At 63.7% G+C, this 23,733-nt stretch carries 23 protein-coding genes; 8 read left to right on the top strand and 15 right to left on the bottom strand.

What is annotated here, in order from left to right; all coding sequences use genetic code 11:
- Positions 1-123: 123 nt before the first annotated feature.
- Positions 124-603: an Lrp/AsnC family transcriptional regulator gene (locus IX761_RS08750; protein WP_194789201.1), complete on the top strand. Its 480-nt coding sequence runs from the start codon at positions 124-126 to the stop codon at positions 601-603.
- A gap of 87 nt (positions 604-690) precedes the next feature.
- Here IX761_RS08750 and IX761_RS08745 read toward each other — a convergent pair whose 3' ends face one another.
- The 5 genes from IX761_RS08745 to IX761_RS08725 form a co-directional block, all read right to left on the bottom strand.
- On the bottom strand, positions 691-954 hold the full coding sequence (locus tag IX761_RS08745; RefSeq protein WP_194789200.1) for a DUF3077 domain-containing protein: 264 nt from the start codon (positions 952-954) through the stop codon (positions 691-693).
- Between the two features lie 28 nt (positions 955-982).
- Positions 983-1,225, bottom strand: coding sequence for a hypothetical protein (locus tag IX761_RS08740; RefSeq protein ID WP_194789199.1), 243 nt, complete (start codon positions 1,223-1,225; stop codon positions 983-985).
- Between the two features lie 887 nt (positions 1,226-2,112).
- The gene (gene cysN, locus IX761_RS08735; RefSeq protein WP_194789198.1) at positions 2,113-4,014 is read right to left on the bottom strand and encodes a sulfate adenylyltransferase subunit CysN; all 1,902 of its coding nucleotides are present in this window, start codon (positions 4,012-4,014) and stop codon (positions 2,113-2,115) included.
- Between the two features lie 15 nt (positions 4,015-4,029).
- Positions 4,030-4,947: a sulfate adenylyltransferase subunit CysD gene (cysD, locus tag IX761_RS08730; RefSeq protein WP_194789197.1), complete on the bottom strand. Its 918-nt coding sequence runs from the start codon at positions 4,945-4,947 to the stop codon at positions 4,030-4,032.
- 286 nt (positions 4,948-5,233) lie between these two features.
- Complete coding sequence (locus IX761_RS08725) at positions 5,234-5,992, bottom strand: Nif3-like dinuclear metal center hexameric protein (RefSeq protein WP_194789196.1); 759 nt, start codon at positions 5,990-5,992, stop codon at positions 5,234-5,236.
- A 280-nt stretch (positions 5,993-6,272) separates the two neighbouring features.
- On the opposite strand from IX761_RS08725, the gene algW reads away from it, so the two are divergent.
- Positions 6,273-7,433, top strand: a complete 1,161-nt coding sequence (gene algW, locus IX761_RS08720; protein ID WP_194789195.1) for a Do family serine endopeptidase AlgW — start codon at positions 6,273-6,275, stop codon at positions 7,431-7,433.
- Between the two features lie 137 nt (positions 7,434-7,570).
- Here algW and IX761_RS08715 read toward each other — a convergent pair whose 3' ends face one another.
- The 4 genes from IX761_RS08715 to IX761_RS08700 all read right to left on the bottom strand — a co-directional run bounded on the left by IX761_RS08715 (position 7,571) and on the right by IX761_RS08700 (position 11,728).
- Positions 7,571-8,335 (bottom strand): amino acid ABC transporter ATP-binding protein, encoded by a 765-nt coding sequence (locus IX761_RS08715; RefSeq protein ID WP_194789194.1) that lies wholly within the window; start codon positions 8,333-8,335, stop codon positions 7,571-7,573.
- Positions 8,336-8,345: 10 nt separating this feature from the next.
- On the bottom strand, positions 8,346-9,443 hold the full coding sequence (locus IX761_RS08710) for an amino acid ABC transporter permease (protein ID WP_194789193.1): 1,098 nt from the start codon (positions 9,441-9,443) through the stop codon (positions 8,346-8,348).
- 10 nt (positions 9,444-9,453) lie between these two features.
- Positions 9,454-10,632, bottom strand: coding sequence for an amino acid ABC transporter permease (locus tag IX761_RS08705; protein WP_194789192.1), 1,179 nt, complete (start codon positions 10,630-10,632; stop codon positions 9,454-9,456).
- A 67-nt stretch (positions 10,633-10,699) separates the two neighbouring features.
- Complete coding sequence (locus IX761_RS08700) at positions 10,700-11,728, bottom strand: amino acid ABC transporter substrate-binding protein (protein ID WP_194789191.1); 1,029 nt, start codon at positions 11,726-11,728, stop codon at positions 10,700-10,702.
- Positions 11,729-12,064: 336 nt separating this feature from the next.
- Here IX761_RS08700 and IX761_RS08695 point away from each other — a divergent pair, with 336 nt between their 5' ends.
- The 5 genes from IX761_RS08695 to IX761_RS08675 all read left to right on the top strand — a co-directional run bounded on the left by IX761_RS08695 (position 12,065) and on the right by IX761_RS08675 (position 17,253).
- On the top strand, positions 12,065-12,721 hold the full coding sequence (locus IX761_RS08695; RefSeq protein WP_194789190.1) for an alpha/beta hydrolase: 657 nt from the start codon (positions 12,065-12,067) through the stop codon (positions 12,719-12,721).
- A 92-nt stretch (positions 12,722-12,813) separates the two neighbouring features.
- On the top strand, positions 12,814-14,166 hold the full coding sequence (gene rhlB, locus IX761_RS08690) for an ATP-dependent RNA helicase RhlB (protein ID WP_194789189.1): 1,353 nt from the start codon (positions 12,814-12,816) through the stop codon (positions 14,164-14,166).
- Positions 14,167-14,461: 295 nt separating this feature from the next.
- Positions 14,462-15,412: an ornithine cyclodeaminase family protein gene (locus IX761_RS08685; protein WP_194789188.1), complete on the top strand. Its 951-nt coding sequence runs from the start codon at positions 14,462-14,464 to the stop codon at positions 15,410-15,412.
- Positions 15,413-15,421: 9 nt separating this feature from the next.
- Entirely contained in the window at positions 15,422-16,552 is a 1,131-nt protein-coding gene (locus IX761_RS08680) for an NAD(P)/FAD-dependent oxidoreductase (RefSeq protein ID WP_194789187.1), read from the top strand.
- Between the two features lie 74 nt (positions 16,553-16,626).
- Positions 16,627-17,253: a helix-turn-helix transcriptional regulator gene (locus tag IX761_RS08675; protein WP_194789186.1), complete on the top strand. Its 627-nt coding sequence runs from the start codon at positions 16,627-16,629 to the stop codon at positions 17,251-17,253.
- A 28-nt stretch (positions 17,254-17,281) separates the two neighbouring features.
- On the opposite strand, the gene IX761_RS08670 is transcribed toward IX761_RS08675, so the two are convergent.
- The 6 genes from IX761_RS08670 to IX761_RS08645 all read right to left on the bottom strand — a co-directional run bounded on the left by IX761_RS08670 (position 17,282) and on the right by IX761_RS08645 (position 22,799).
- On the bottom strand, positions 17,282-18,055 hold the full coding sequence (locus tag IX761_RS08670; protein ID WP_194789185.1) for an ABC transporter substrate-binding protein: 774 nt from the start codon (positions 18,053-18,055) through the stop codon (positions 17,282-17,284).
- A gap of 307 nt (positions 18,056-18,362) precedes the next feature.
- Positions 18,363-18,809, bottom strand: a complete 447-nt coding sequence (gene moaE / locus IX761_RS08665) for a molybdopterin synthase catalytic subunit MoaE (protein ID WP_194789184.1) — start codon at positions 18,807-18,809, stop codon at positions 18,363-18,365.
- Positions 18,810-18,811: 2 nt separating this feature from the next.
- Positions 18,812-19,057 (bottom strand): molybdopterin converting factor subunit 1, encoded by a 246-nt coding sequence (moaD, locus tag IX761_RS08660; RefSeq protein ID WP_194789183.1) that lies wholly within the window; start codon positions 19,055-19,057, stop codon positions 18,812-18,814.
- Positions 19,057-19,527: a cyclic pyranopterin monophosphate synthase MoaC gene (gene moaC / locus IX761_RS08655; RefSeq protein ID WP_194789182.1), complete on the bottom strand. Its 471-nt coding sequence runs from the start codon at positions 19,525-19,527 to the stop codon at positions 19,057-19,059. The genes moaD and moaC overlap by 1 nt, the downstream gene beginning before the upstream one ends.
- 118 nt (positions 19,528-19,645) lie before the next feature.
- Positions 19,646-21,040 (bottom strand): PhoH family protein, encoded by a 1,395-nt coding sequence (locus IX761_RS08650; RefSeq protein WP_194789181.1) that lies wholly within the window; start codon positions 21,038-21,040, stop codon positions 19,646-19,648.
- Between the two features lie 640 nt (positions 21,041-21,680).
- Entirely contained in the window at positions 21,681-22,799 is a 1,119-nt protein-coding gene (locus IX761_RS08645) for a polysaccharide deacetylase family protein (RefSeq protein WP_194789180.1), read from the bottom strand.
- A 122-nt stretch (positions 22,800-22,921) separates the two neighbouring features.
- On the opposite strand from IX761_RS08645, the gene yaaA reads away from it, so the two are divergent.
- A complete protein-coding gene (gene yaaA / locus IX761_RS08640) occupies positions 22,922-23,701 on the top strand; it encodes a peroxide stress protein YaaA (protein ID WP_194789179.1) in 780 nt (259 codons plus the stop codon).
- Positions 23,702-23,733 lie beyond the last annotated feature (32 nt).

Genomic DNA, 23,733 nt, shown 5'->3' with positions numbered 1-23,733 from the left:
ACAGCCTCGTGTGGTTTGCTATAAGCTTATGCCACCGAGCTGCTGCACATTTTCCAAATTGGCCCACGGTTATGGGCCCTGATTGGAAGAAAAACAATAAATACAAAAGCTGGAGGGCAAACCATGCCTTCGTCACTCGACCGCACCGACCGCGCCCTGCTAGCCGCCCTGCAGGACAACGCCCGCCTGACCGTGTCCGAACTCGCCGACCAGGTCGCGCTGACCACCTCGCCCTGCTGGCGACGGGTCAAGCTGTTGGAGGACAACGGCTACATCACCGGCTACCAGGCCATCCTTTCGCCCAAGTCGCTGGGCTTCGGGGTAACCGCCTTCGTCAGCATCATGATGGACTCGCATACCAAGGAGATAGCCTTGGCGTTCGAACGACGCTTGATGGAGATCCCCGAGATCGTCGCCTGCCACAACATTTCCGGGCGCTATGACTTCTTGTTGGAAATCCTGGCGCGGGATCTGGAGTCGTTCGGCGAATTCACCCGCGAAGTGCTGCAGCGGTTGCCGGGGGTGAAGGAAATCTATTCGAGCTTTTCGTACAAGGCGGTGAAGGAGCGGCGGGTGATTCCGGTGTCGGAGCAGCATATCTAGGGGCGCTAGGCGGCCCCATCGCCGGCAAGCCGGCTCCCACATGAACTGCGCCGAACCTTGTGGGAGCCGGCTTGCCGGCGAAAGGGCTCAATGCCTCATGCCAAGCTCGGCATCATCCATCAGCGCCTTGGCCAACGCGCTCAAGTAATAAGAGGCCCAGAGCAACTGCGGCTTCTCCTCCATGATCCCGGCGATGGTCAGGTCGCGCACGCAGCCCATCAGCTCCGAGGCTTGATCGCGGGCATGCTGGCAAGGGATGCCAGGTTCGATGCAGAACAGCGGGGCAGTCATGCCCTCGCCCTGGTAGAACTTGGTCTTGCCCGCGGTGGTTTTTATGTTGTCTGTCGTCATCGTGATAGCTCCCTGAAATGTTCGTTGTCTAGTGCAACGCCCCGGCCTGGGCCGGCATCTGCACCTGGATCAATGCCGATTCGAGCAGCACCCGCAGCGACTCGATCTCATGCATCGACGCCAGCATCAGGATCGAAGCCGGGGATTTGGGCTGCAACAGCACCGCCTGGTGGGCCACGGTCACGGCGCACAAGGCGTACTCGGTGGCCTGGATCAGGGTGTCTTCAAGGGAATGATGGTTGTGGGGTGGATCGGGGACGATCTTGAGCATGGTAGGGTTCTCTCGAATAAGGCCACCACCACCTGCTGTCAAACAAAGGGTGAGGTGCCCCACGCACAACCGCCATAACGCGACAGCCATGCTTAAGTTCTCAGCGGCCTGTCAAAGCCGATCGCTGATTTTGCAGCGACCGCCCGAGACTAGAGGCCAACCCAGAGCACCGCAATGGCTTGAAAGGGGTGAGGAGTATGTTTGGGAAATGGACTACAGGGAATAGGGCAAGTCTTGATTTCTGGGTAGGAAATTCAGCAGAGGTAACCTTTGGGTCCAGCGTTTTCTGGGGCCATAGCGACTATTGCATCAGGGCGTCCAGGCGCTGGACGAAAGCCTTGCAGCGCGCTTGAGATCGAGCGCCGCCCGCGCGGCGCATCGCTGGCAAGCCAGCTCCCACATCTGTTTCGGGCCAGTTATTCCTAGTCCATCTCCACTGTCCGCCCTGTTTGTACGACGCAGTTTCTGCGTGGATGCTTGCGCCGCCCCACATGACTTAAGACATGCACCAAAGCGGACAGTGGAGACCTCACAGGATGGATTGGCCCGAAACAGATGTGGGAGCTGGCTTGCCAGCGATGCGCCGCGCGGGCGGCGCTCGATCTCAAGAGCACAGCAGGCCCCCCGGCAGGCGCTCGATCTCAAGAGCACTGCAGAACCCTCGGCAGGCACCTACCCGCAACAACCGCGCCTATCGCCAGACACAAACAAAAAACCCCGCCGAAGCGGGCGCTCGATCTCAAGAGCACAGCAGGCCCCCCGGCAGGCGCTCGATCTCAAGAGCACTGCAGAACCCTCGGCAGGCACCTACCCGCAACAACCGCGCCTATCGCCAGACACAAACAAAAAACCCCGCCGAAGCGGGGTTTTTCACATCAAGCGATCACTCAGATCGCGCCACGCTGACGCAACACATCCAGCACCAACTTCACGCCTTCATCCACGCTGACCGACTGGGTGTCGATCACCAGGTCCGCATCCAACGGCACGTCGAACGGGAAGCTCTCGCCCGGAATGTTGTCGCCGCCCGCAGCATACAACCCCTGCGGGTCCCGCTCGCGGCAAGCCAGCGGCGAAGCCTGGACGTAGACCGTCACCAAGCGCTCCTTGCCGATCAGCGCCTTGGCCTGTTCGCGGCCTTCGGCATCCGGCGCAACGAACGCGGCCAATGTCAGCAGGCCGGCTTCGTTGAACTGGCGCGCCACATGGGCGGCGCGGCGCCAGTTCTCGGTGCGCCCGGCGCGGTCCTGTGGCAGGCCCTTGTTCAGGTCGTGGCGCAGGTTCTGGCCATCGAGCACATAGACCGCACGGCCCATGTCGAACAGCTTGCGCTCCACCGCATAGGCCAAGGTGCTCTTGCCGGCGCCGGACAGGCCGCTGAACAGCACGGTAGCCGGCTGCTGGCCGAAGCGCAGGGCGCGCTCTTCGGTGGACACGTGGGCGGCCTTGCCATGCTGGCCGGTGCTGCCGTGGGGCAGTACCGGCGGGGCGATGATCATGCCGGCGCCAACGGTGCCGTTGGTCAGGCGGTCGATGACGATGAACGCACCGGTGGTGCGGTTGCTGTCGTAGCCGTCCAGGGCAATGGCACTGTCCAGCGCCACCTTGACCCGGCCGATCTCGTTCAGCTGCAGCGCGCTGGCGGCGCCCTGCTCCAGGGTGTTCACATCGACCTTGTGGGTGATGCTGGCAATCGAGCCCGGCACATAGCTGGTGGCGCGCTTGATGTCGTATTTCTTGCCCGGGAGCATCGGCTCCTCGGCCATCCACACCAGCATGGCGTCGAACTGGTCGGTCACCTGCGGCACGTTGTCGGCATGCACCAGCAGGTCGCCACGGGAGATGTCGATCTCGTCTTCCATGGTCAGGGTCACGGCCTGGCCGGGGCCGGCGTTCTCCAGCTCACCTTCGTAGGTGACGATGGACTTGACCCGGCTGCTCTTGCCCGACGGCAGCACCACGATCTCATCGCCCTTGTGCACCACGCCACCGGCGATGGTGCCGGCAAAGCCGCGGAAGTTCAGGTTCGGGCGGTTGACGTACTGCACCGGGAACCGCAGGTCGGTGACATTGCGGTCGGCGGCGATCTCGACGGACTCGAGAATCTCCATCAGCACCGGGCCGGTGTACCACGGCGACTGCTCGCTGCGGTTGACCACGTTGTCGCCCTTGAGCGCCGACATCGGCACGAAGTGCAGGCTCGACGGTTTGAGGTTGATGCTCTCGGCGAACTTCAGGTAATCGGCCTTGATCGACTCGAACACCTGCTCGTCGAAGCCCTTGAGGTCCATCTTGTTGACCGCGACGACGATGTGCTTGATGCCCAGCAGCGAGGCGATGTAGCTGTGCCGGCGGGTTTGCGTCTGCACGCCGTAGCGGGCATCGACCAGGATGATCGCCAGGTCGCAGGTGGACGCGCCGGTGGCCATGTTGCGGGTGTACTGCTCGTGGCCCGGGGTGTCGGCGATGATGAACTTGCGCTTGGCGGTGGAGAAATAGCGGTAGGCGACATCGATGGTGATGCCCTGCTCGCGCTCGGCCTGCAGGCCATCCACCAGCAGCGCCAGGTCGACCTCTTCGCCGGTGGTGCCGGATTTTTTCGAATCGCGGGTGATGGCCTCGAGGTGGTCCTCGTAGATCATCTTCGAGTCGTGCAGCAGGCGCCCGATCAGGGTGCTCTTGCCGTCGTCCACGTTGCCGCAAGTCAGGAAGCGCAGCAGTTCCTTGCGTTCGTGCTGGGCCAGGTAGGCGAGGATGTCCTCGCTGATCAGATCAGATTGGTGCGACATGACGAAACCCTGAAATTAGAAGTAGCCTTGGCGTTTTTTGTCTTCCATCGAGCCTGCACCATCGTGATCGATGACACGGCCCTGGCGCTCGGACGTCCGGGTCAGGAGCATTTCCTGAATGATGTCCGTCAGGGTCTCGGCTTCGGACTCGACCGCACCCGTCAACGGGTAGCAGCCCAGGGTACGGAAACGCACCTTCTTCTTGACGATGCGCGCCTTCTCCTCATCGCTGAGGTGCTCGAGGATGCGCTCGTCGTCGATCATGATCAGGGTGCCGTTCTTCTCGATCACTTCGCGCTCGGCGGCGAAGTACAGCGGCACGATCGGGATACCTTCGAGGTAGATGTACTGCCAGATGTCCAGCTCGGTCCAGTTGGACAGCGGGAACACGCGGATCGACTCGCCCTTGTTGACCTTGCCGTTGTAGATGTTCCACAGCTCGGGGCGTTGGTTCTTCGGGTCCCAGCGGTGCTTGCTGTCACGGAACGAGTACACGCGTTCTTTGGCCCGCGACTTCTCTTCGTCGCGGCGCGCGCCACCGAAGGCGGCGTCGAAGCCATGCTTGTCCAGCGCCTGCTTCAGGCCCTGGGTCTTCATGATGTCGGTGTGCTTGGAGCTGCCATGGGTGAACGGGTTGATGCCCTGCGCCACACCCTCGGGGTTGACGTGGGTGATCAGTTCCAGGCCCATCTCCTCGACCATCTTGTCGCGGAAGCTGTACATCTCCTGGAATTTCCACTGGGTGTCGACGTGCATCACCGGAAACGGCAGCTTGCCTGGGAAAAAGGCCTTGCGCGCCAGGTGCAGCATGACCGCGGAATCCTTGCCGATCGAGTACAGCATCACCGGGTTGTCGAACTCGGCGGCCACCTCGCGGATGATGTGGATGCTCTCCGCCTCCAGCTGTTTCAAGTGCGTCAGATTGTCGACCATGGCTACTCACGAAAAACGATCTTATGGACGGCCTGCGGGCCGTGTTCGAGCGAGCCACTTTATCACAGCGCCTGATTCTATTTAGGCGGCCCACTAGATCGAAACAATCTAACGATATGACTGGGGGTTTGGGCATTTACGCCGCGTCATTGTAGGAGCGGCCTTGTGTCGCGAAAGGGGCGCGCAGCGACCCCAGATTTCGGGATGATGCAGAGATTGCCGGGGCCGCTTCGCGCCCCTTTCGCGACACAAGGCCGCTCCTACAGAGACCGCGCTATGGCAATGGTCAGATCGGATTCGGGCAATCGATGAACAGATGCTCCAGGGCAAAGCGCCGCGCCAGGTAGTCACCCAACGCCTGCACACCATAGCGCTCGGTGGCGTGGTGCCCGGCGGCGATGAAGCTGATGCCGTTCTCGCGCGCACTGTGGAACGTCTGCTCGGAGGCCTCGCCACTGAGGAACAGGTCCACCCCGGCGGCGATAGCGGTGTCGATGTAACCCTGGCCGCCACCGGTGCACCAACCCACCCGGCTGATCATCCGCTCGCCCTCGATCACCAGCGGCTCACGGCCCATGACCTCCTGCACACGGCGTGCAAAATCACGCGCCGACAGCGGCTCGGCGAGCGAGCCGACCAGGCCGACCACCTTGGGGTTGCTCGGGTCCAGCGGGCCTTCGACGGTGATGTCCAGCTGGCGCGCCAGCTGCACGTTGTTGCCCACCTCCGGGTGCACATCCAGCGGCAGGTGGTAGGCCAACAGGCTGATATCGTGCTTGAGCAAGGTTTTCAGGCGGCGCTGCTTCATACCGGTGATGCAAGGGTTCTCGCCCTTCCAGAAGTAACCATGGTGTACCAGGATCAGGTCGGCCTCGGCCTCGACCGCCGCGTCCAGCAGCGCCTGGCTGGCGGTCACGCCACTGACGATGCGGCTGACCTGGGGGCGCCCCTCGACCTGCAGGCCGTTGGGGCAGTAGTCCTGGATCTTCGCGCTGGCAAGATAGCGCTCGGCTTCCTCGACCAGGGTGTTGAGGGCGACGGCCATGAAAAATCTCCTCGAATTCGGCGTTGCACCAGGGCACCAGGCCCTATAATGGCCGCCATTATGGGCCGTCGCCAGCGCCGGGGAAACCGCTGGCAAGTGCTTGGGGGAGTATCCCATCGCGGGGCAAGCCCGCTCCCACGCCATTGATATCTGGCGTGGGAGCGGGCTTGCCCCGCGATGAGGCAGCCGTCGCCGATCGACTTGTTCACGTGTATGATCGCGCGCGCTCGCACCCTGGGCCGCCTTGATGTGGCCCCCGCCCTACTCCCAGGACCCATTCATGTTCAAGGCTCTGCGTTACTTCGGCTGGCCCCTGCTCACCGGCGTGCTGATCGCCATACTGATCATCCAGCGCTTCCCGCAATGGGTCGGCCTGCCCAGCCAGGACGTCAACCTGCAGCAGGCCCCGCAGACCACGCGGATCATGCAGGGCCCGGTCTCCTACGCCGATGCCGTGACCCTGGCCGCCCCGGCGGTGGTCAACCTGTACACCACCAAGGTGGTGAACAAGAGCGCCCACCCGCTGTTCGAAGACCCGCAGTTCCGCCGTTTCTTCGGCGACAACCTGCCCAAGCAGCGGCGCTGGGAGTCGAGCCTGGGCTCGGCGGTGATCATGAGCCCCGAGGGTTACCTGCTGACCAACAACCACGTCACCAGCGGCGCCGACCAGATCGTCGTGGCGCTCAAGGATGGCCGCGAAACACTCGCCCGGGTAATCGGCAGCGACCCGGAAACCGACCTGGCGGTCCTGAAGATCGACCTCAAGAGCCTGCCGGCGATCACCATCGGCCGCTCCGACAACATCCACATCGGTGACGTCACCCTGGCCATCGGCAACCCGTTCGGCGTCGGCCAGACCGTGACCATGGGCATCATCAGCGCCACCGGCCGCAACCAGCTGGGGCTGAACAACTACGAAGACTTCATCCAGACTGACGCGGCAATCAACCCGGGCAACTCCGGCGGCGCGCTGGTCGATGCCAATGGCAACCTGGTGGGTATCAACACGGCGATCTTCTCCAAGTCCGGCGGCTCGCAGGGCATCGGCTTCGCCATCCCGGTCAAACTGGCCCTGGAGGTGATGAAGTCGATCGTCGAGCATGGCCAGGTGATCCGTGGCTGGCTGGGTATCGAAGTGCAGCCGCTGAGCCAGGAACTGGCCGAGTCGTTCGGCATGCAGGGCCGCCCAGGTATCGTGGTGGCGGGCATCTTCCGCGATGGCCCGGCGGCACGTGCGGGGCTGCAGCTGGGGGATGTGATCCTGAGCATCAATGGCGAGCCAGCCGGTGACGGGCGCAAGTCGATGAACCAGGTGGCGCGGATCAAGCCTACCGAAAAGATCACCATCGAAGTGGTGCGCAATGGTCAGCAATTGAAGCTGATCGCCGAGGTGGGGCTGCGGCCGCCGCCGGCGCCGGTGGCCGCAAAAGAAGAGAACTGAGTCTAATCGTTGGAGCTGCTTTGCAGCCCTTTCCGGCCGGTCCGGCGCCCCGGCAAGGCCGCTCCTACAGGGGAACGCGATCTCCTGTAGGAGCGGCCTCGTGCCGCGAAAGGGCCGCGTAAGCGGCCCCAATTGCATCAATGCAGGATCTGACTCAGGAACAACTTGGTCCGATCACTGCGCGGCCGGTCGAAGAAATCATCCGGCGCCGCCTGTTCCACGATCTCCCCCTTGTCCATGAAGATCACTCGGTTCGCCACGGTGCGGGCGAAGCCCATCTCGTGGGTTACGCAGAGCATGGTCATGCCGTCTTCGGCCAGGCTGACCATGGTGTCCAGCACCTCCTTGACCATTTCCGGGTCGAGGGCTGAAGTCGGTTCGTCGAACAGCATGATCTTCGGCTTCATGCACAGCGCCCGGGCAATCGCCACGCGCTGCTGCTGACCACCGGACAACTGCCCCGGGTACTTGTGCGCCTGCTCCGGAATGCGCACGCGCTCCAGATAATGCATGGCAATTTCCTCGGCCTTGCGCCGCGGCAGCTTGCGCACCCACATGGGCGCCAGGGTGCAGTTCTCGAGGATGCTCAGGTGCGGGAACAGGTTGAAGTGCTGGAACACCATGCCCACTTCGCGGCGGATCGCCTCGATCTGCTTGAGGTCGTTGGTCAGCTCCACGCCGTCGACGACGATGCGCCCCTGCTGGTGCTCTTCCAAACGGTTGAGGCAGCGGATGGTGGTGGACTTGCCCGAACCCGACGGCCCGCACAAGACGATACGCTCGCCCTGGCGCACGTTCAGGTTGATGTCCTTGAGCACATGGAACTGGCCGTACCACTTGTTCACGCCCTGCATCTGGATGATGCCTTCGGGGCCGGCAGGCTGCTTGATCGCTTCACTCATTTCGAAACTCCTAACGCTTGTGGCCAGTGTCCAGCTTGCGCTCCAGGTGCATGGAGTAGCGGGACATACCGAAACAGAAAATCCAGAACACCAGGGCGGCGAACACGTAGCCCTCGGTCGCCATGCCCAGCCAGGCCGGGTCGGCAGCCGCCTGCTTGACGCTGTTGAGCAGGTCGAACAGGCCGATGATGATCACGAGGCTTGTGTCCTTGAACAGGGCGATGAAGGTGTTGACGATGCCGGGGATCACCAGCTTGAGCGCCTGGGGCAGGATCACCAGGCCCATGGCGCGCCAGTAGCCCAGGCCCATGGCCGCGGCGGCTTCGTACTGGCCCTTGGGGATGGCCTGCAGGCCGCCACGCACCACCTCGGCGATGTACGCCGACTGGAACAGGATCACGCCGATCATCGCCCGCAGCAGCTTGTCGAAGCTCATGCCCTCGGGCAGGAACAGCGGCAGCATCACCGACGACATGAACAGCACGGTGATCAGCGGCACGCCCCGCCAGAACTCGATGAAGGTGACGCAGACCACCTTCACCGCCGGCATGTTCGAGCGGCGCCCCAGCGCCAGCAGGATGCCCAGCGGTAGCGCGCCGACGATGCCGACCGTGGCGATCACCAGCGTCAGCATCAGCCCGCCCCACTGGCTGGTGGGCACGGTCTCCAGGCCCAGCACGCCGCCATGCAGCAGGATGTAGGCGATGATCGGGTACAGCACCAGGAAGCCCAGGCCGTACACCGCCTTGCGCGGAAAGCGCTTGATGAACAGCGGTGCGGCGCCGAGCACGGCGAGCCATACGGTGAGGTCGACACGCCAGCGCAGTTCCGCCGGGTAGTAGCCGTACATGAACTGGCCGAAGCGCTGTTGGATGAACACCCAGCAAGCGCCCTCCTTGGTGCAGTCGGCACGGGTGGTGCCGACCCAGTTGGCGTCGATGAACGCCCACTGCACCAGCGGCGGCACGATCAGCCACACCAGGTACAGGGCGAACAGCGTGAGCAAGGTGTTGAGCCAGCTGGAGAACAGGTTGGCCCGCATCCAGGCCAGCACGCCGACGGTCTTCACCGGTGGCGGCATGTCAGGTTTGAAAACATGAGCTGTCACGGAAGTACCCTCACCGTTCGATCAGCGCAATGCGCTTGTTGTACCAGTTCATCAACAGCGAAATGCTGATGCTGATGGCGAGATAGACGCTCATGGTGATGGCGATCACCTCGATGGCCTGGCCGGTCTGGTTGAGCACGGTGCCGGCGAACAGCGAAACCATCTCCGGGTAGCCGATACCGGCGGCCAGCGAGGAGTTCTTCGCCAGGTTCAGGTACTGGCTGGTCAGCGGTGGGATGATCACCCGCAGCGCCTGGGGGATGATCACCTTGCGCAGGGTCGGGCCTTCGCGCAGGCCCAGCGAGCGGGCCGCTTCGGTCTGGCCATGGCTAACCGAACGGATGCCGGAGCGCACGATTTCGGCGATGAACGCCGCGGTGTAGATGGTCAGCGCCAGCGTGAGGGCCAGCAGCTCGGGGATCAGCACCCAGCCACCAACGAAGTTGAAGCCCTTGAGCTGCGGCACTTCCCAGTGCACCGGGCTGCCGAACAGCAGCGCGCACACGCCAGGGATGCCGATGAGCAGCAACAGCCCCACCCAGAACTTGTGGAAGGGTTCGCCGGTTTCGTCGAAGCGTTTGTTGGCCAGGCGCACCATCAGCACGATGGCGACGACGGCCAGCACCAGCGCCACCACGAATGGCCAGAAGCCCTCCGCCATTGCAGCGCCGGGCATGTTCAGCCCGCGGTTGCTGATGAAGAAGGTGTCGTCGATGTTGATGCTGCCCCGTGGCCCAGGCAGTGTCAGGAACACCGCGAAGTACCAGAACAGGATCTGCAGCAGCGGCGGGATGTTGCGGAAGGTCTCCACGTACACCGTGGCCAGCTTGTTGATCATCCAGTTCGGCGATAGCCGTGCCACGCCGACGATGAAGCCCAGCAGCGTGGCCAGGATGATGCCGATGAAAGTGACCAGCAGCGTGTTGAGCAGGCCGATGACGAACACCCGGGCGTAGCTGTCCGATTCCACGTAGGGGATCAGGTGCTGGGCGATGCCGAAGCCGGCGCTGCGCTCGAGGAAGTCGAAGCCGGAGGTGATGCCCCGGTGCTGCAGGTTGGTTTGAGTGTTGTGGAACAGGTACCAGCCCAGGCCGACCACGAAGACCACCGTGACGATCTGGAACAGCCACGCGCGCACACGTGGATCGCTAAGGGAAAACCCTTTCCGTGCGCCGATTTGATTTTGCATGAAGTGCCCCGAAAAGAAGGGATTCGAACGACCCGCGGCGGCTGGATGCCGCCGCGGGGTGCAACCATCAGCGCACCGGTGGTGCGTACTGGATGCCGCCGTTGTTCCACAGGGCGTTCATGCCACGGTCGATCTTCAGGTCGGTGCTCTGGCCCAGGTTCTTCTCGAACACTTCGCCATAGTTGCCGACTTGCTTGACGATCTGCACTACCCAGTCCTTGGGCAGCTTGAGGTCCTTGCCGTACTCGCCATCGGCGCCCAGCAGGCGGGCGACGTCTGGGTTCTTGGTGGACTTGGCTTCAGCCTCGACGTTCTTCGAGGTGACCCCGGCTTCCTCTGCGTTGAGCATGGCGAACAGGGTCCACTTGACGATGCTGAACCACTCCTCGTCGCCCTTGCGCACGACCGGGCCCAGCGGTTCCTTGGAGATGGTTTCCGGCAGTACCACGTACTCGGTCGGCGCGGCCAGCTTGGAGCGCTGGGCGAACAACTGCGACTTGTCCGAAGTGAGCACGTCGCAACGGCCGGACTCCAGCGACTTGGCGCTCTCGTCGGAGGTGTCGAAGGTGATCGGGGTGTACTTGAGGTTGTTCGCGCGGAAGTAGTCCGAGACGTTCAGTTCGGTGGTGGTACCGGCCTGGATGCAGATGGTTGCACCGTCGAGCTCCTTGGCGCTGGAGACGCCGAGCTTCTTGTTGGCGAGGAAACCAACGCCGTCGTAGTAGGTGACACCGGCGAACACCAGGCCCATGCCGGCATCGCGCGAGCTGGTCCAGGTGGTGTTGCGCGACAGCACGTCGACTTCGCCGGACTGCAGCGCGGTGAAGCGTTCCTTGGCGTTGAGCTGGCTGAACTTGACCTTGCTGGCGTCGCCGAATACTGCGGCGGCTACGGCGCGGCACACGTCGGCGTCAATGCCGACGATCTTGCCTTGCGCATCCGGTACCGAGAAGCCTGGGAGACCATCGCTCACGCCACACTGGACGAAGCCCTTCTTCTTCACCGCATCGAGGGTGGCGCCGGCCTGGGCGAAGCTGGTGGCGCCCAGCGCGGCGGCGGCGGTGAGCACGGCCAGAGTGGTTTTCAACATCTTCATCAACAACCTCCAAATCGCTCTTGTTGTACGAGCCGGAATTGCACCGCACCCTTATGAGGCGCATCCGACCCCTTGTTGGCTTGTTTTTGGGTCAATTGGCGCAATGGGCTGTTCTGTGACAGCCTTTGTATCCACACGAGGGGTGTTACCGTGACTGGCCCACTCCTTCGCATACCAAGCACATAGCAAAGGGCGTACCACAGTTGAAGGCTTAAGCGATTAAGCAGGCGTCAAGTAGGAAAAGTTGTAGAGTTGCGACATCTTTTTCTGGCATTAACCCCTATCGCCTTCTTTTTACGCACTCAATGCGCACGCACGCACTTTTTCGGAGCAGTCATGACCAACCCGCTGATTCTCGAACCCCAGAAGACCGCAGACGCTTGTGTGATCTGGTTGCACGGCCTGGGCGCCGACCGTTACGACTTCCTACCGGTGGCCGAGTTTCTCCAGGAGCGCCTGCTCAGTACCCGTTTCGTCATGCCCCAGGCCCCTACCCGCCCGGTCACCATCAACGGCGGCTACGAGATGCCCAGCTGGTACGACATCAAGGCCATGACCCCGGCGCGGGCCATCGACGAAGCCCAGCTGGAAGAATCGGCCGAACAGATCATCGACCTGATCAAGGCGGAGCAGGCCAAAGGCATCAACCTGACGCGGATCTTCCTGGCGGGTTTCTCCCAGGGCGGCGCCGTGGTGCTGCACACCGCCTATATAAAGTGGCAGGAAGCCCTCGGCGGGGTGATCGCCCTGTCCACCTATGCCCCGACCTTCACCGACGCCCAGCAACTGAGCGCCTGCCAGCAGCGCACCCCGGCGCTGTGCCTGCACGGTGTGCACGACCCGGTGGTGATCCCGTCGATGGGCCGCACCGCGTTTGAATACCTCAACACCTGGGGCGTGGCCGCCCGCTGGCAGGAGTACCCCATGGAGCACGAAGTGGCGGTCGAGGAGCTGAACGACATCCACGACTGGCTGAGCCGCCAACTGCAGTGACCCTGTAGCCCGCCCAGCATTGCACTACGCCGCGCCCGATTCTTGCATTACACTGCCCGGCGTACATTCCTTAACCAGTTGACGAGACGACCGTGCTCAAGGCACTCAAGAAAATATTCGCCAAGGGAGACGCCGCGCCGCAGGCCGAGCCCGCCGAACAACCGCGCGCAGAACAGCCGGCCAGGGAAAAGCCGCGCCGTGAACGCAAACCCAAGCCCCAGGCCAGCCTGTGGAAGCCCGAAGACTTCGTGGTGGAGCCGCAGGAAGGCAAGACCCGCTTCCACGACTTCAAGCTCTCCAACGAGCTGATGCATGCCATCCACGACCTTGGCTTCCCCTACTGCACGCCGATCCAGGCCCAGGTGCTTGGCTACACGCTGCGCGGCCAGGACGCCATCGGCCGGGCCCAGACCGGTACCGGCAAGACCGCCGCGTTCCTGATCTCGATCATCTCGCAGCTGCAGCAGACACCGCCGCCCAAAGAGCGCTACATGGGTGAGCCACGGGCGCTGATCATCGCCCCGACCCGCGAGCTGGTGGTGCAGATCGCCAAGGATGCCCAGGCCCTGACCAAGTACAGCGGCCTGAACGTGATGAGCTTCGTCGGCGGCATGGAGTTCGACAAGCAGCTCAAAGCGCTCGAAGCGCGCCATTGCGACATCCTGGTCGCCACCCCAGGCCGCCTGCTGGACTTCCAGCAACGCGGCGAAGTGCACCTGGACATGGTCGAGGTGATGGTGCTGGACGAAGCCGACCGCATGCTCGACATGGGCTTCATCCCCCAGGTGCGGCAGATCATCCGCCAGACCCCGCCCAAGAGCGAGCGCCAGACCCTGCTGTTCTCCGCCACCTTCACCGACGACGTGATGAACCTGGCCAAGCAGTGGACCACCAACCCGGCCATCGTCGAGATCGAGCCGGAGAACGTCGCCAGCGAGACCGTCGAACAGCATGTCTATGCCGTGGCCGGCAGCGACAAGTACAAGCTGCTGTACAACCTGGTCACACAAAACCAGTGGGAACGGGTGATGGTCTTTGCCAACCGCAAGGACGAGGTGCGGCGCATCGAGGAGAAGCTGGTGCGCGACGGCATCAACGCCGCCCAGTTGTCGGGCGATGTGCCCCAGCACAAGCGCATCCGTACCCTGGAGAACTTCCGCGAGGGGCGCATCACCGTGCTGGTGGCCACCGACGTGGCCGGCCGCGGTATCCATATCGACGGCATCAGCCACGTGATCAACTTCACCCTGCCGGAAGACCCGGACGACTATGTGCACCGTATTGGCCGCACCGGCCGCGCGGGTGCCGAGGGTGTGTCGATCAGCTTCGCCGGTGAAGACGACTCCTACCAGCTGCCGGCCATCGAAGAGCTGCTGGGGCGCAAGATCAAGTGCGAGATGCCGCCGGACGAACTGCTCAAGCCGGTGCCACGCAAAGGGCACTGATCAGCCCGCCATGCAATTGGGGCCGCTTTGCGCCCCATCGCCGGCAAGCCTCCCACCTGGTAGCACGCCCCCTGTAGGAGCGGCCTTGTGCCGCGAATGGGGTGCGCAGCGCCCCCAGGATCTCGATGACACCTCAAGATCGCCGGGGCCGCTTTGCGGCCCTTTCGCGACACGAGGCCGCTCCTACAGAGACCGCGCAAGATGTGGGCGCCGGCCAGCGCTTTTTTATGCCCGCGATATTGTCCAAATAAACAAAAAGTCCATAATGGACAAAACAGTTTATCTGGAGCCTCGCATGACCGCGCCCCTCGTCATCGATCGACCACACGCCCGCCAACTGCTCGACCAGCTGGACGTGCCGCAGATCCTGCGCAAGCTGTTCCGTGAACTGGCCGCCGGCCAGGCGGTGCAGCCGCCACAGCAACTGGTGGAGTTCCCCGCCGGCGGCGGCGACTTCATCAACTACGGTGGGGTGCTGGCCGCGGAGCGGGTCTACGGGATCAAGACCTCGCCCTACATCGTTCGCGAACAAGGTCCACTGGTCACGGCCTGGACCCTGCTGATGTCCATGGACAACGGCCAGCCGCTGCTGCTGTGCGATGCCGGTGAGCTGACCACCGCGCGCACCGCCGCCACCACCGCCGTGGCCGTCGACGTCCTGGCCCCACACGGGGCCCGGCGCCTGGCCGTGATCGGCAGCGGCGCCATCGCCCGTGCCCACGTGCACTACGTGCGCGAGCTGCGCGCCTGGCAGGACATCCGCCTGTACTCGCCCAGCCTGGCACGCCAGGACGCAGAGCAGCGCCGGCAACTGACCGACCTGGACCACCGCGTGCAACTGGCCGACAGCCTGGAGCAGGCCCTGCACGACGCCGATGTGATCCTGCTGTGCACCTCTTCGGCAGGCCCGGTCATCGACCCCCTGCAACTGAGCAAACCGGCGCTGATCACCTCGATCAGCACCAACGCCGTGCGCGCCCACGAAGTCCCGCCCGCCAGCCTGGCGCACATGGATGTCTACTGCGACTACCGGGTGACCACCCCTTCCAGCGCCGGCGAAATGTTGATCGCCAAGGAGCAGCACGGCTGGCAAACCGAAGCGATCGCCGGCGACCTGGCGCAACTGCTCAGCGGCCAGGCCCCCGAGCCGAGCTACCAGCGCCACGTGTTCTTCCGCTCCATCGGCCTGGGCCTGGAAGACATCGCCCTGGCCAACGCCCTGTATCGCCTGCAACAGGCCCGCTGAGGACACCCCATGCAGACTGCCGACTACATCATCGTGGGTGCCGGCATCGCCGGCGCCTCCACCGGCTACTGGCTGGCCGCCCATGGCCGGGTGCTGCTGCTCGAACGCGAGTCGCAACCCGGCTACCACTCCACCGGCCGCTCGGCGGCGCTCTACACCGCTGCCTACGGCACACCGCAGGTGCGCGCGCTGACCCTCGCCAGCCGGGCCTTCTTCGACAGCCCGCCCGCCGGTTTCAGCGAACACCCCTTGCTGACCCCGCGCGGGGAGATGACCGTGGACTTCACCGGCGACCCCGACGAGTTGCAGCGCCAGTACCAGAGCGCCCGCGCCTGCGTGCCCGAAGTCGAGCTGCTCGATGCCGACCAGGCCTGCGCGCGGTTGCCGGTGCTGCGCCGTGACAGCGTGCATGGCGCGCTGTACGACCCGAGCGCCAGCGATATCGACACCGATGCCTTGCACCAGGGCTACCTGCGCGGCATTCGTCGCCAGCAGGGCGAAATCCACAGCAACTGCGAGGTGCAACGCCTGGAGCGTGACGGCGAAGGCCACTGGCGGGTGCACACCAACCGTGGTGAGTTCCGCGCACCGGTGCTGATCAACGCCGCCGGCGCCTGGGCCGACCACATTGGCGAACTGGCCGGCGCTCGCCCGCTGGGCCTGCAACCCAAGCGCCGGGCGGCATTCATCTTCGCCGCCCCTGAAGGCGTCGACAGCCACGCCTGGCCCATGCTGGTCAGCCTCGACGAGTCGTTCTACATGAAGCCCGACGCCGGCATGCTGCTGGGGTCACCGGCCAATGCCGACCCGGTGGTGCCGCACGACGTGCAGCCCGAAGAGTTGGATATCGCCCTGGGCATCTACCAGATCGAGCAGGCCACGACCCTGAGCATCCGCCGCCCCACCCGCACCTGGGCCGGCCTGCGCAGCTTCGTCGCCGACGGCGACCTGGTGGCCGGCTACGACCCAAAAGTCGCGGGTTTGTTCTGGGTTGCCGCGCAAGGCGGCTATGGCATCCAGACCTCGCCGGCCATGGGCCAGGCCAGCGCCGCACTGGTGCGCGGCGCGCAACTGCCCGAGCACCTGTGCGGCTTTGGCCTCAGCGCCCGCCTGCTGTCGCCGGGGCGCCTGACAAGATGACGTGTCGCCGCGATTGCGGCACACTCCCAGCGCCCTGGGTACCAGGGCGCTGATACCGCAAGGAGCCTGCCGCAATGCCCTCACCTCGCCCCGATTCGACGCTGGACAACTACCGGGCCATCGCCGATGCGATCGCCACGTTGTTCTTCCCCCATGCCGAGGTGGTGCTCCACGACCTGCGCAGCCAGAAGATCGACTACATCGCCAACAACCTGTCCAAACGCGAGATCGGCGACGACGCCGCGCTGGAGGACATGCTCGAGCAAGGCACCGATGAAACCAACATCGGCCCCTACGAGAAACTCAACTGGGACGGGCAGAAGATCCGCTCGCTGAGCACCGTGCTGCGCGATGGCGCGGGGGCGCCGCTGGCGCTGCTGTGCATCAACCTGAACATCTCGCTGTTCGAGAACGCTCGGGCGGCGCTGGACTTGTTCCTCTCGCCAAGCCGGCTGATCCCGCAACCCGACGCACTGTTCCGCGACGACTGGCAGGAGCGCATCAACACCTTCCTCAACAGCTGGTTGCGCCAGCACCAGCTGAGCCTGGGCGTGCTGAGCCGCGACCACAAGCGCGAGCTGGTGCTGGCCCTGCACGCCGAAGGCGCGTTCAAGGGCAAGAGCGCGGCCAACTACGTGGCCAATGTGTTGGGGATGGGGCGGGCGACGGTGTACAAGCACCTGAAGGAACTCAAGGCCTGAAACGGATCAGGCCTCGAGCGGGGCCGGCTCAGTCGCCGTAGATGTCCGACTTGAAGTACTTGCCTTCGATCTTCTGGTATTCGCCACTGGCACGCAGGGCGTCGATGGCGGCGTTGAGCTGCCCGACCAGCGCGCTGTTGCCCTTGCGCACGGCAATCCCGGCACCTTCGCCGACGTATTTCGGGTCTTTCAGTTCAGGGCCGACGAACGCGTAGTCGGCGCCGCGCGGCATCGACAGGAAGTCGTCCAGCGGGATGGTATCGGCGAAGATCGCATCCACACGCCCGGACGCCAGGTCCATGTAGATTTCTTCGTTGTTGCTGTAGCGCTTGACCTTGACGCCCTTGGGCTCGAGCACTTCGGTGGCGTAGCGGTCGGTGGTGGTGGCGCGCTGCACGCCGATGGTCTTGCCGACCAGGCTCTGATACTGGTCGTCGACCACCGCGCCCTTCTTCATCACCAGCCGCGAGGAGGTGAAGTAGTACTTGTGGGTGAAGTCCACAGACTTCTTGCGCTCGTCGGTGATGGTCATCGACGACAGGGCCGCGTCGATCTTCTTCACCTTCAGCGAGGGGATCAGCCCGTCGAACTCGACCTCGTGCCACACGCACTTGACCTGCATCTGCGCACACAGGGCATTGCCGATGTCGTAGTCGAAGCCGACGATCTCGCCCTTGTCATTCTTCGAGGCGAAGGGCGGATAGGCGGCCTCGATGCCGATGCGCAGGGAATCGGCGGCGTACAGGTTGCTGCCGGCCATCAAGGCCAGGGCCAGGCCGCTGATCAGGGTGATTTTCTTCATCGGTTTCTCGCTCGCTCGTTATTGGAGGTGTGGTGCAAGACAGAGGTAAAAGTGAAGGCCGCAAGACGGCGGGGAATCATATTGTACTTATGATTCCATACTGGACTTTTCTGTCTTGGAACGCAACGACTGGCAACACTGGGGGGGCGCTACGCACCTCTTTCGCGACACAAGGCCGCTCCTACAGGGAATCGCGATCTCCTGTAGGAGCGGCCTTGTGTCGCGAAAGGGCTGCAAAGCAGCCCCGGCAGTCCCGAACTTGAATCACCTTGATGGGCTGCCCCCCTGAAAGACGAGCAATCACGCCTCACCAACGCCGGGCAGCATCCTCGTCGCTCTGCCTGCCCTCGACCCAGCGCGGGCCGTCGCCGGTCTGCTCTTTCTTCCAGAACGGCGCCCGGGTCTTGAGGTAGTCCATGATGAAGTTGCAGGCGTCGAAGGCTGCCTGGCGGTGGGCGCTGGCCACGCCGACGAAAACGATCGGCTCGCCCGGCTCCAGGGCACCGATGCGGTGCAGCACCTCGACCTTGAGCAGCGGCCAGCGGCCTTCGGCCTCGACCACGATCTTGTGCAAGGCCTTCTCGGTCATGCCGGGGTAGTGCTCGAGGAACATCCCCGCCACGTCCTGGCCATCGTTGAAGTCCCGTACATAGCCGACGAAACCGACCACCGCGCCCACGCCGACATTGGCGGCGTGCATGGCATTGACTTCGACACCGGGGTCGAACGCCGCTTGCTGTACCCGTACACCCATGCTCAACCTCCGGTCACCGGCGGGAAGAACGCGACCTCGTCGCCATCCTCCAGCGGTTCATCGAGCTTGCACAGCTCTTCGTTGCGCGCGCACATCAGGTTCTGCTCGGCCAGCACGGCATATTGGCCGCCCTTGGCCACCAGGGCCTGGCGCACATCGTCCAGCACCTTGAATGCACCCTCGATCCGCTCGTCATCGACACCCAGCAACTCGCGATAACGGGCGAAATACATCACCTTGACCTTCATCACCCCTCCACCTTGTAGTGGCCGCTCTTGCCGCCGGTCTTCTCCAGCAGGCGCACCTGCTCGATGACCATGCCCTTGTCCACCGCCTTGCACATGTCGTAGATCGTCAGTGCAGCCACGCTGGCGGCGGTCAGCGCTTCCATCTCGACGCCGGTCTGCCCGGCCAGCTTGCAGCGGGCGACGATGTGCACCACATCCTCACCCTCGGCGGCCAGCTCGACCTTGACGCTGGTAAGCATCAGCGGATGGCACAGCGGAATCAGGTCGCTGGTCTTCTTCGCCGCCTGGATGCCGGCAATGCGCGCCACGGCGAACACGTCGCCCTTGGGGTGCTCGCCGTCGACGATCATGCGCAATGTAGTCGGCAACATGCGCACCCGCGCCTCGGCCAGCGCCTCGCGGGCGGTCACGGCCTTTTCAGTGACGTCGACCATGTTGGCGCGCCCCTGGGAATCAAGATGAGTCAGCACAGCTCTGCTCCTGTGAAGGGAGTACAGAGTGTAAACCTGCAGGTCAGCTTTGAGCAGAGGGGTATTTCGACGCACCGGCCTGCTCGCCGGCAAGGCCGGCGAACAGGCTGATGAACGTTTACAGGTGCGACTCGGCGTACTCGGCCAGCACCGAGCGCGGCACGCCCTGCAGGGTGATATGAACGCCGTGGGGGAAGTCCTTGAAGCGTTCGGTGAGGTAGGTCAGCCCGGAGCTGGTGGCCGACAGGTAGGGGGTGTCGATCTGCGCCAGGTTACCCAGGCAGACCACCTTCGAGCCGGTCCCGGCACGGGTGATGATGGTCTTGATCTGGTGCGGCGTGAGGTTCTGGCACTCGTCGATCAGGATCAGGCTCTGCTGGAAGCTGCGCCCGCGGATGTAGTTCAGCGACTTGAACTGCAATGGCACCCGCTCGAGGATGTACTCGACGCTGCCGTGGGTGCTCTCGTCATCCATGTGCAGGGCTTCGAGGTTGTCGGTGATGGCGCCCAGCCAAGGTTCCATCTTCTCCGCCTCGGTGCCCGGCAGGAAACCGATCTCCTGGTCCAGCCCCTGCACGCTGCGGGTGGCGATGATGCGGCGGTAGCGCTTGCTGACCATGGTCTGCTCGATGGCCGCGGCCAGCGCCAGGATGGTCTTGCCGGAGCCGGCGGCCCCCGTCAGGTTGACCAGGTGGATATCCGGGTCGAGCAGGGCGAACAGCGCCAGGCTCTGGTGTATATCGCGCGGCTTGAGCCCCCAGGCTTCCTGGTGCAGCAGCGGCTCCTGGTGCAGGTCGAGCAGCAGCAGTTCGTCGTTGCGGATGCCCTTGATCCAGCCGACGAAGCCCTGCTCATCGATGATGAACTCGTTGACGTGCACCGCCGGCAGGTTGTCGGTCAGCTGCACCCGGTGCCAGGTGCGCCCGCGCTCCTGGCGGGTGTCGACCTTGCTCACCCGGTCCCAGAACGAGCCGGTGACCGAGTGGTAGCCCTTGGACAGCAGCGAGACGTCATCCACCAACTGGTCGGTGCTGTAGTCCTCGGCGGCGATCCCGCAGGCGCGCGCCTTGAGGCGCATGTTGATGTCTTTGGTGACCAGCACCACGTCCAGGTCCGGGCGCTTGGTGCGCAGGTCCACCAGCTGATTGATGATGATGTTGTCGGCGAGGTTTTCCGGGAGCAGGCGATTGGGTTCGTTGCGCGTGCTCATGAGGATGGACAGGAAGCCCTTGGGCCCGCTCTTGCCACGCTGGATCGGCACACCCTGCTCGACATCGCTGGGCGAGGCATCACCGAGGGTCTGGTCGATCAGGCGGATGGCCTGGCGACATTCGGCGGCGATGGTCTGTTTACCGGTCTTGAGCTTGTCGAGTTCCTCCAGCACCGTCATCGGCAGGGCGACGTGGTGCTCCTCGAAGTTGAGCAGGGCGTTGGGGTCGTGAATCAGGACGTTGGTATCGAGCACATAGAGGATTGGCTGGGTGGAGGAAGGGTTGCGTCCTTGGTCATCCATACTCGGTCACCTTATGTGAAAGCCGCACGGCGCATACGGCTGCGCCGCAGAGTGACTGCCGTTCCCCCCGTATCCGCGTTGTTACGGGCGGGGAGTTCACCTGGCAAAGGGGCGTGGATGACGCCACCTGTGCTGCAGGATTCGGCTGTCTGACTCCTTGATACCGCAAAAACCATGACGGTAAAAAGTCTTTTTACGCTCAGGTGAAGTTTATTTTTCCGATTGACGAACAGGGCTTGGCGCGAGGGTTGGGTGGGACTACGCTCAGAGATCAAATGCCGGGTTTTTCCTTCTTAGCGATCTGTTTGAGAGTTGCAGCGCCTATCAGATCGAGCGCCGCCCGCGCGGCGCATCGCTGGCAAGCCAGCTCCCACATCTGTTTCGGGCCAATTACTCCTGTTGCTTCATCGCTGTACGCCTTGTTGGCGTGACGCGGTATCGAGGTGGGCGTTACCGGCCCCTCACAAGACTTGAGGCATGCACCAAGGCGGGCAGCGGTACCCTTACAGGCATAACTGGCCCGAAACAAATGTGGGAGCTGGCTTGCCAGCGATGCGCCGCGCGGGCGGCGCTCGATCTCAAGAGCGCTGCATCTCTATCGCCCTACTCATAGCAGCCAACACACGATCAACCGCCAACCCTATTCCCCCACCCCATACTCCCGACACCCCTCCCAGCCAATCCCGCTCTGCGCCGTATGCTGCAACAGCCACTCCAGCGCCGGCTGCGCCTTGGGCAAGCTGTCTCGAAACTGAATCACCCCCTTGCGCCACAACAACATCAGCGTCATCACCCGCTGCGCCGAGGCCTCGGCAGTCAACGGCCCGTCATCCTGGGCGTCGATATCCCACAACGACACCCGCAACTGCTGGCTGGCCATGAACGCCTCGCCATCCCCGCGCCGCTGCCCATAGGGCGGGCGGAACAACGGTACATATTGCTCCGGCAGATCTGCCTGAACCCGCGCCTGGCTGCGCCGCAGCGAGTCCTGCCAGCCCTGCCACTGCGCATGAGAGCGGTACTCCCAGCCCTGGATGCCCACGCACTGGCCCGCATACAGCCCGGCCAGCGGCCCACTGTCACGGCGCTGCTGCAGCCGATTGCCGAGCACGAAGAAGATACCGTCGAGCTTCTGCCGGCGCAGGTAGTCGGTCATCGCGTCCGTGCTCCCCCCTTGCGCCGCAGGGCCACCGACGAAGGTCAGCAGGAACATGCGGTCGTTGAGTTCGTCACCATTGCGCTCGTGCTCGGAGAGCTTGTCCACCTCGCTGGTGGACTGTGCGAACACCGCCGCCTTGCGCAACTGTTCGTCCAGGTAGCGGGTATGAAACTGATGGCTCGGCTCGACCCACCCCGTATAGAACGTGCCGACATCACCAGCGAACGTGGCGGCTTGCATACGCAAGTCCGCCATCGACTCCACCGGGTAGCAGAACGATGCGTCCTGCTCGCAACTGCGCTGCGCCTGCTGGTAGCTGGTCAGCAACCGCTGCCACAGCCGCGCACGCACGGCGCGGACCACAGGCAGGTTGACCTGACGCAGGCCCAGCCGCGTCGCCAGGGCCTGTTCATCGAGCATCTCGCTCTCGTGCAGTACCCGGGCGAACGAGAGAATTTCGGCCCGCGAGGCCACATCGAACAGCGTCGGGCTGTCCAGTTGCTCGGGCCACAGGCTGCGATCGAAACTGACGAAATCCGCCGGAGCGGCCTGCACGCCCAGGCTCAGCAGCCCGGCGAACAGGGCAAACGCGATACGCACGGTGCGCATTCTCCTTGAAAGCATGGCGCGCACTATAGATGTTCCGTGACTATCGTCGCCATAGTTTGGACTTGCCCCGCCAGCCCCGTAGAATCCGCCCATTGATTCCAGGAGCCGACCCGATGCTGACGGTGATTTCCCCCGCCAAGACCCTCGACTACGACACCCCGCCGGTAACCCAGCGCCATACCCTGCCCCAGTACCTGGACGACTCCCAGGAACTGATCGTGCAGCTGCGCGAGCTGTCGCCGGCGCAGATCGCCGAACTGATGCACCTGTCCGACAAGCTCGCCGGCCTCAACGCCGCGCGGTTCGGCAGCTGGACCCCGGCCTTCAGCCCGGCCAACGCCAAGCAGGCGCTGCTGGCATTCAAGGGCGACGTGTACACCGGCCTCGACGCCGAAACACTGAGCGAGGACGACTTCAGCTACGCCCAGGACCACCTGCGCATGCTTTCCGGGCTGTATGGCCTGCTGCGCCCGCTCGACCTCATGCAACCTTACCGCCTGGAGATGGGCACCAAGCTGGCCAACGCCCGCGGCAAGGACCTCTACGCATTCTGGGGTACGCGCATCAGCGAATGGCTGAACCAGGCGCTGGCCGACCAGGGCGACGACGTGCTGCTCAACCTGGCCAGCAACGAGTACTTCAGCGCGGTGAAAAAGAGCGCGCTCAATGCCCGAGTGATCAACGTCGACTTCAAGGATTTGAAGAACGGCCAGTACAAGATCATCAGCTTCTACGCCAAGAAAGCCCGCGGGATGATGAGCCGTTTCGTGATCGAGCAGCGCATCAGCGACCCCGAGCAGCTCAAGCGCTTCGATGTGCAGGGCTACTACTACAGTGCCGAGCAGTCCAAGCCCGACCACCTGGTATTCCTGCGCGATCACGCCGAAGGCTGAGTTTCTTCAATCGCGGGGCAAGCCCGCTCCCA

Source organism: Pseudomonas sp. UFMG81 (genome assembly GCF_015354575.1).
Taxonomy (GTDB): Bacteria; Pseudomonadota; Gammaproteobacteria; order Pseudomonadales; family Pseudomonadaceae; genus Aquipseudomonas.
Note: the sequence above shows the minus strand (reverse complement) of the source record. Positions and strands in the feature narration are given on the sequence as shown.

Excerpts from the sequence above, each read along its gene's own strand:
- IX761_RS08750 (WP_194789201.1), top strand. The coding sequence starts at position 124 with ATGCCTTCGTCACTCGACCGCACCGACCGCGCCCTGCTAGCCGCCCTG.
- IX761_RS08745 (WP_194789200.1), bottom strand. The coding sequence starts at position 954 with ATGACGACAGACAACATAAAAACCACCGCGGGCAAGACCAAGTTCTAC.
- IX761_RS08740 (WP_194789199.1), bottom strand. The coding sequence starts at position 1,225 with ATGCTCAAGATCGTCCCCGATCCACCCCACAACCATCATTCCCTTGAA.
- cysN (WP_194789198.1), bottom strand. The coding sequence starts at position 4,014 with ATGTCGCACCAATCTGATCTGATCAGCGAGGACATCCTCGCCTACCTG.
- cysD (WP_194789197.1), bottom strand. The coding sequence starts at position 4,947 with ATGGTCGACAATCTGACGCACTTGAAACAGCTGGAGGCGGAGAGCATC.
- IX761_RS08725 (WP_194789196.1), bottom strand. The coding sequence starts at position 5,992 with ATGGCCGTCGCCCTCAACACCCTGGTCGAGGAAGCCGAGCGCTATCTT.
- algW (WP_194789195.1), top strand. The coding sequence starts at position 6,273 with ATGTTCAAGGCTCTGCGTTACTTCGGCTGGCCCCTGCTCACCGGCGTG.
- IX761_RS08715 (WP_194789194.1), bottom strand. The coding sequence starts at position 8,335 with ATGAGTGAAGCGATCAAGCAGCCTGCCGGCCCCGAAGGCATCATCCAG.
- IX761_RS08705 (WP_194789192.1), bottom strand. The coding sequence starts at position 10,632 with ATGCAAAATCAAATCGGCGCACGGAAAGGGTTTTCCCTTAGCGATCCA.
- IX761_RS08700 (WP_194789191.1), bottom strand. The coding sequence starts at position 11,728 with ATGAAGATGTTGAAAACCACTCTGGCCGTGCTCACCGCCGCCGCCGCG.
- IX761_RS08695 (WP_194789190.1), top strand. The coding sequence starts at position 12,065 with ATGACCAACCCGCTGATTCTCGAACCCCAGAAGACCGCAGACGCTTGT.
- IX761_RS08685 (WP_194789188.1), top strand. The coding sequence starts at position 14,462 with ATGACCGCGCCCCTCGTCATCGATCGACCACACGCCCGCCAACTGCTC.
- IX761_RS08680 (WP_194789187.1), top strand. The coding sequence starts at position 15,422 with ATGCAGACTGCCGACTACATCATCGTGGGTGCCGGCATCGCCGGCGCC.
- IX761_RS08675 (WP_194789186.1), top strand. The coding sequence starts at position 16,627 with ATGCCCTCACCTCGCCCCGATTCGACGCTGGACAACTACCGGGCCATC.
- IX761_RS08670 (WP_194789185.1), bottom strand. The coding sequence starts at position 18,055 with ATGAAGAAAATCACCCTGATCAGCGGCCTGGCCCTGGCCTTGATGGCC.
- moaE (WP_194789184.1), bottom strand. The coding sequence starts at position 18,809 with ATGGGTGTACGGGTACAGCAAGCGGCGTTCGACCCCGGTGTCGAAGTC.
- moaD (WP_194789183.1), bottom strand. The coding sequence starts at position 19,057 with ATGAAGGTCAAGGTGATGTATTTCGCCCGTTATCGCGAGTTGCTGGGT.
- IX761_RS08650 (WP_194789181.1), bottom strand. The coding sequence starts at position 21,040 with ATGGATGACCAAGGACGCAACCCTTCCTCCACCCAGCCAATCCTCTAT.
- yaaA (WP_194789179.1), top strand. The coding sequence starts at position 22,922 with ATGCTGACGGTGATTTCCCCCGCCAAGACCCTCGACTACGACACCCCG.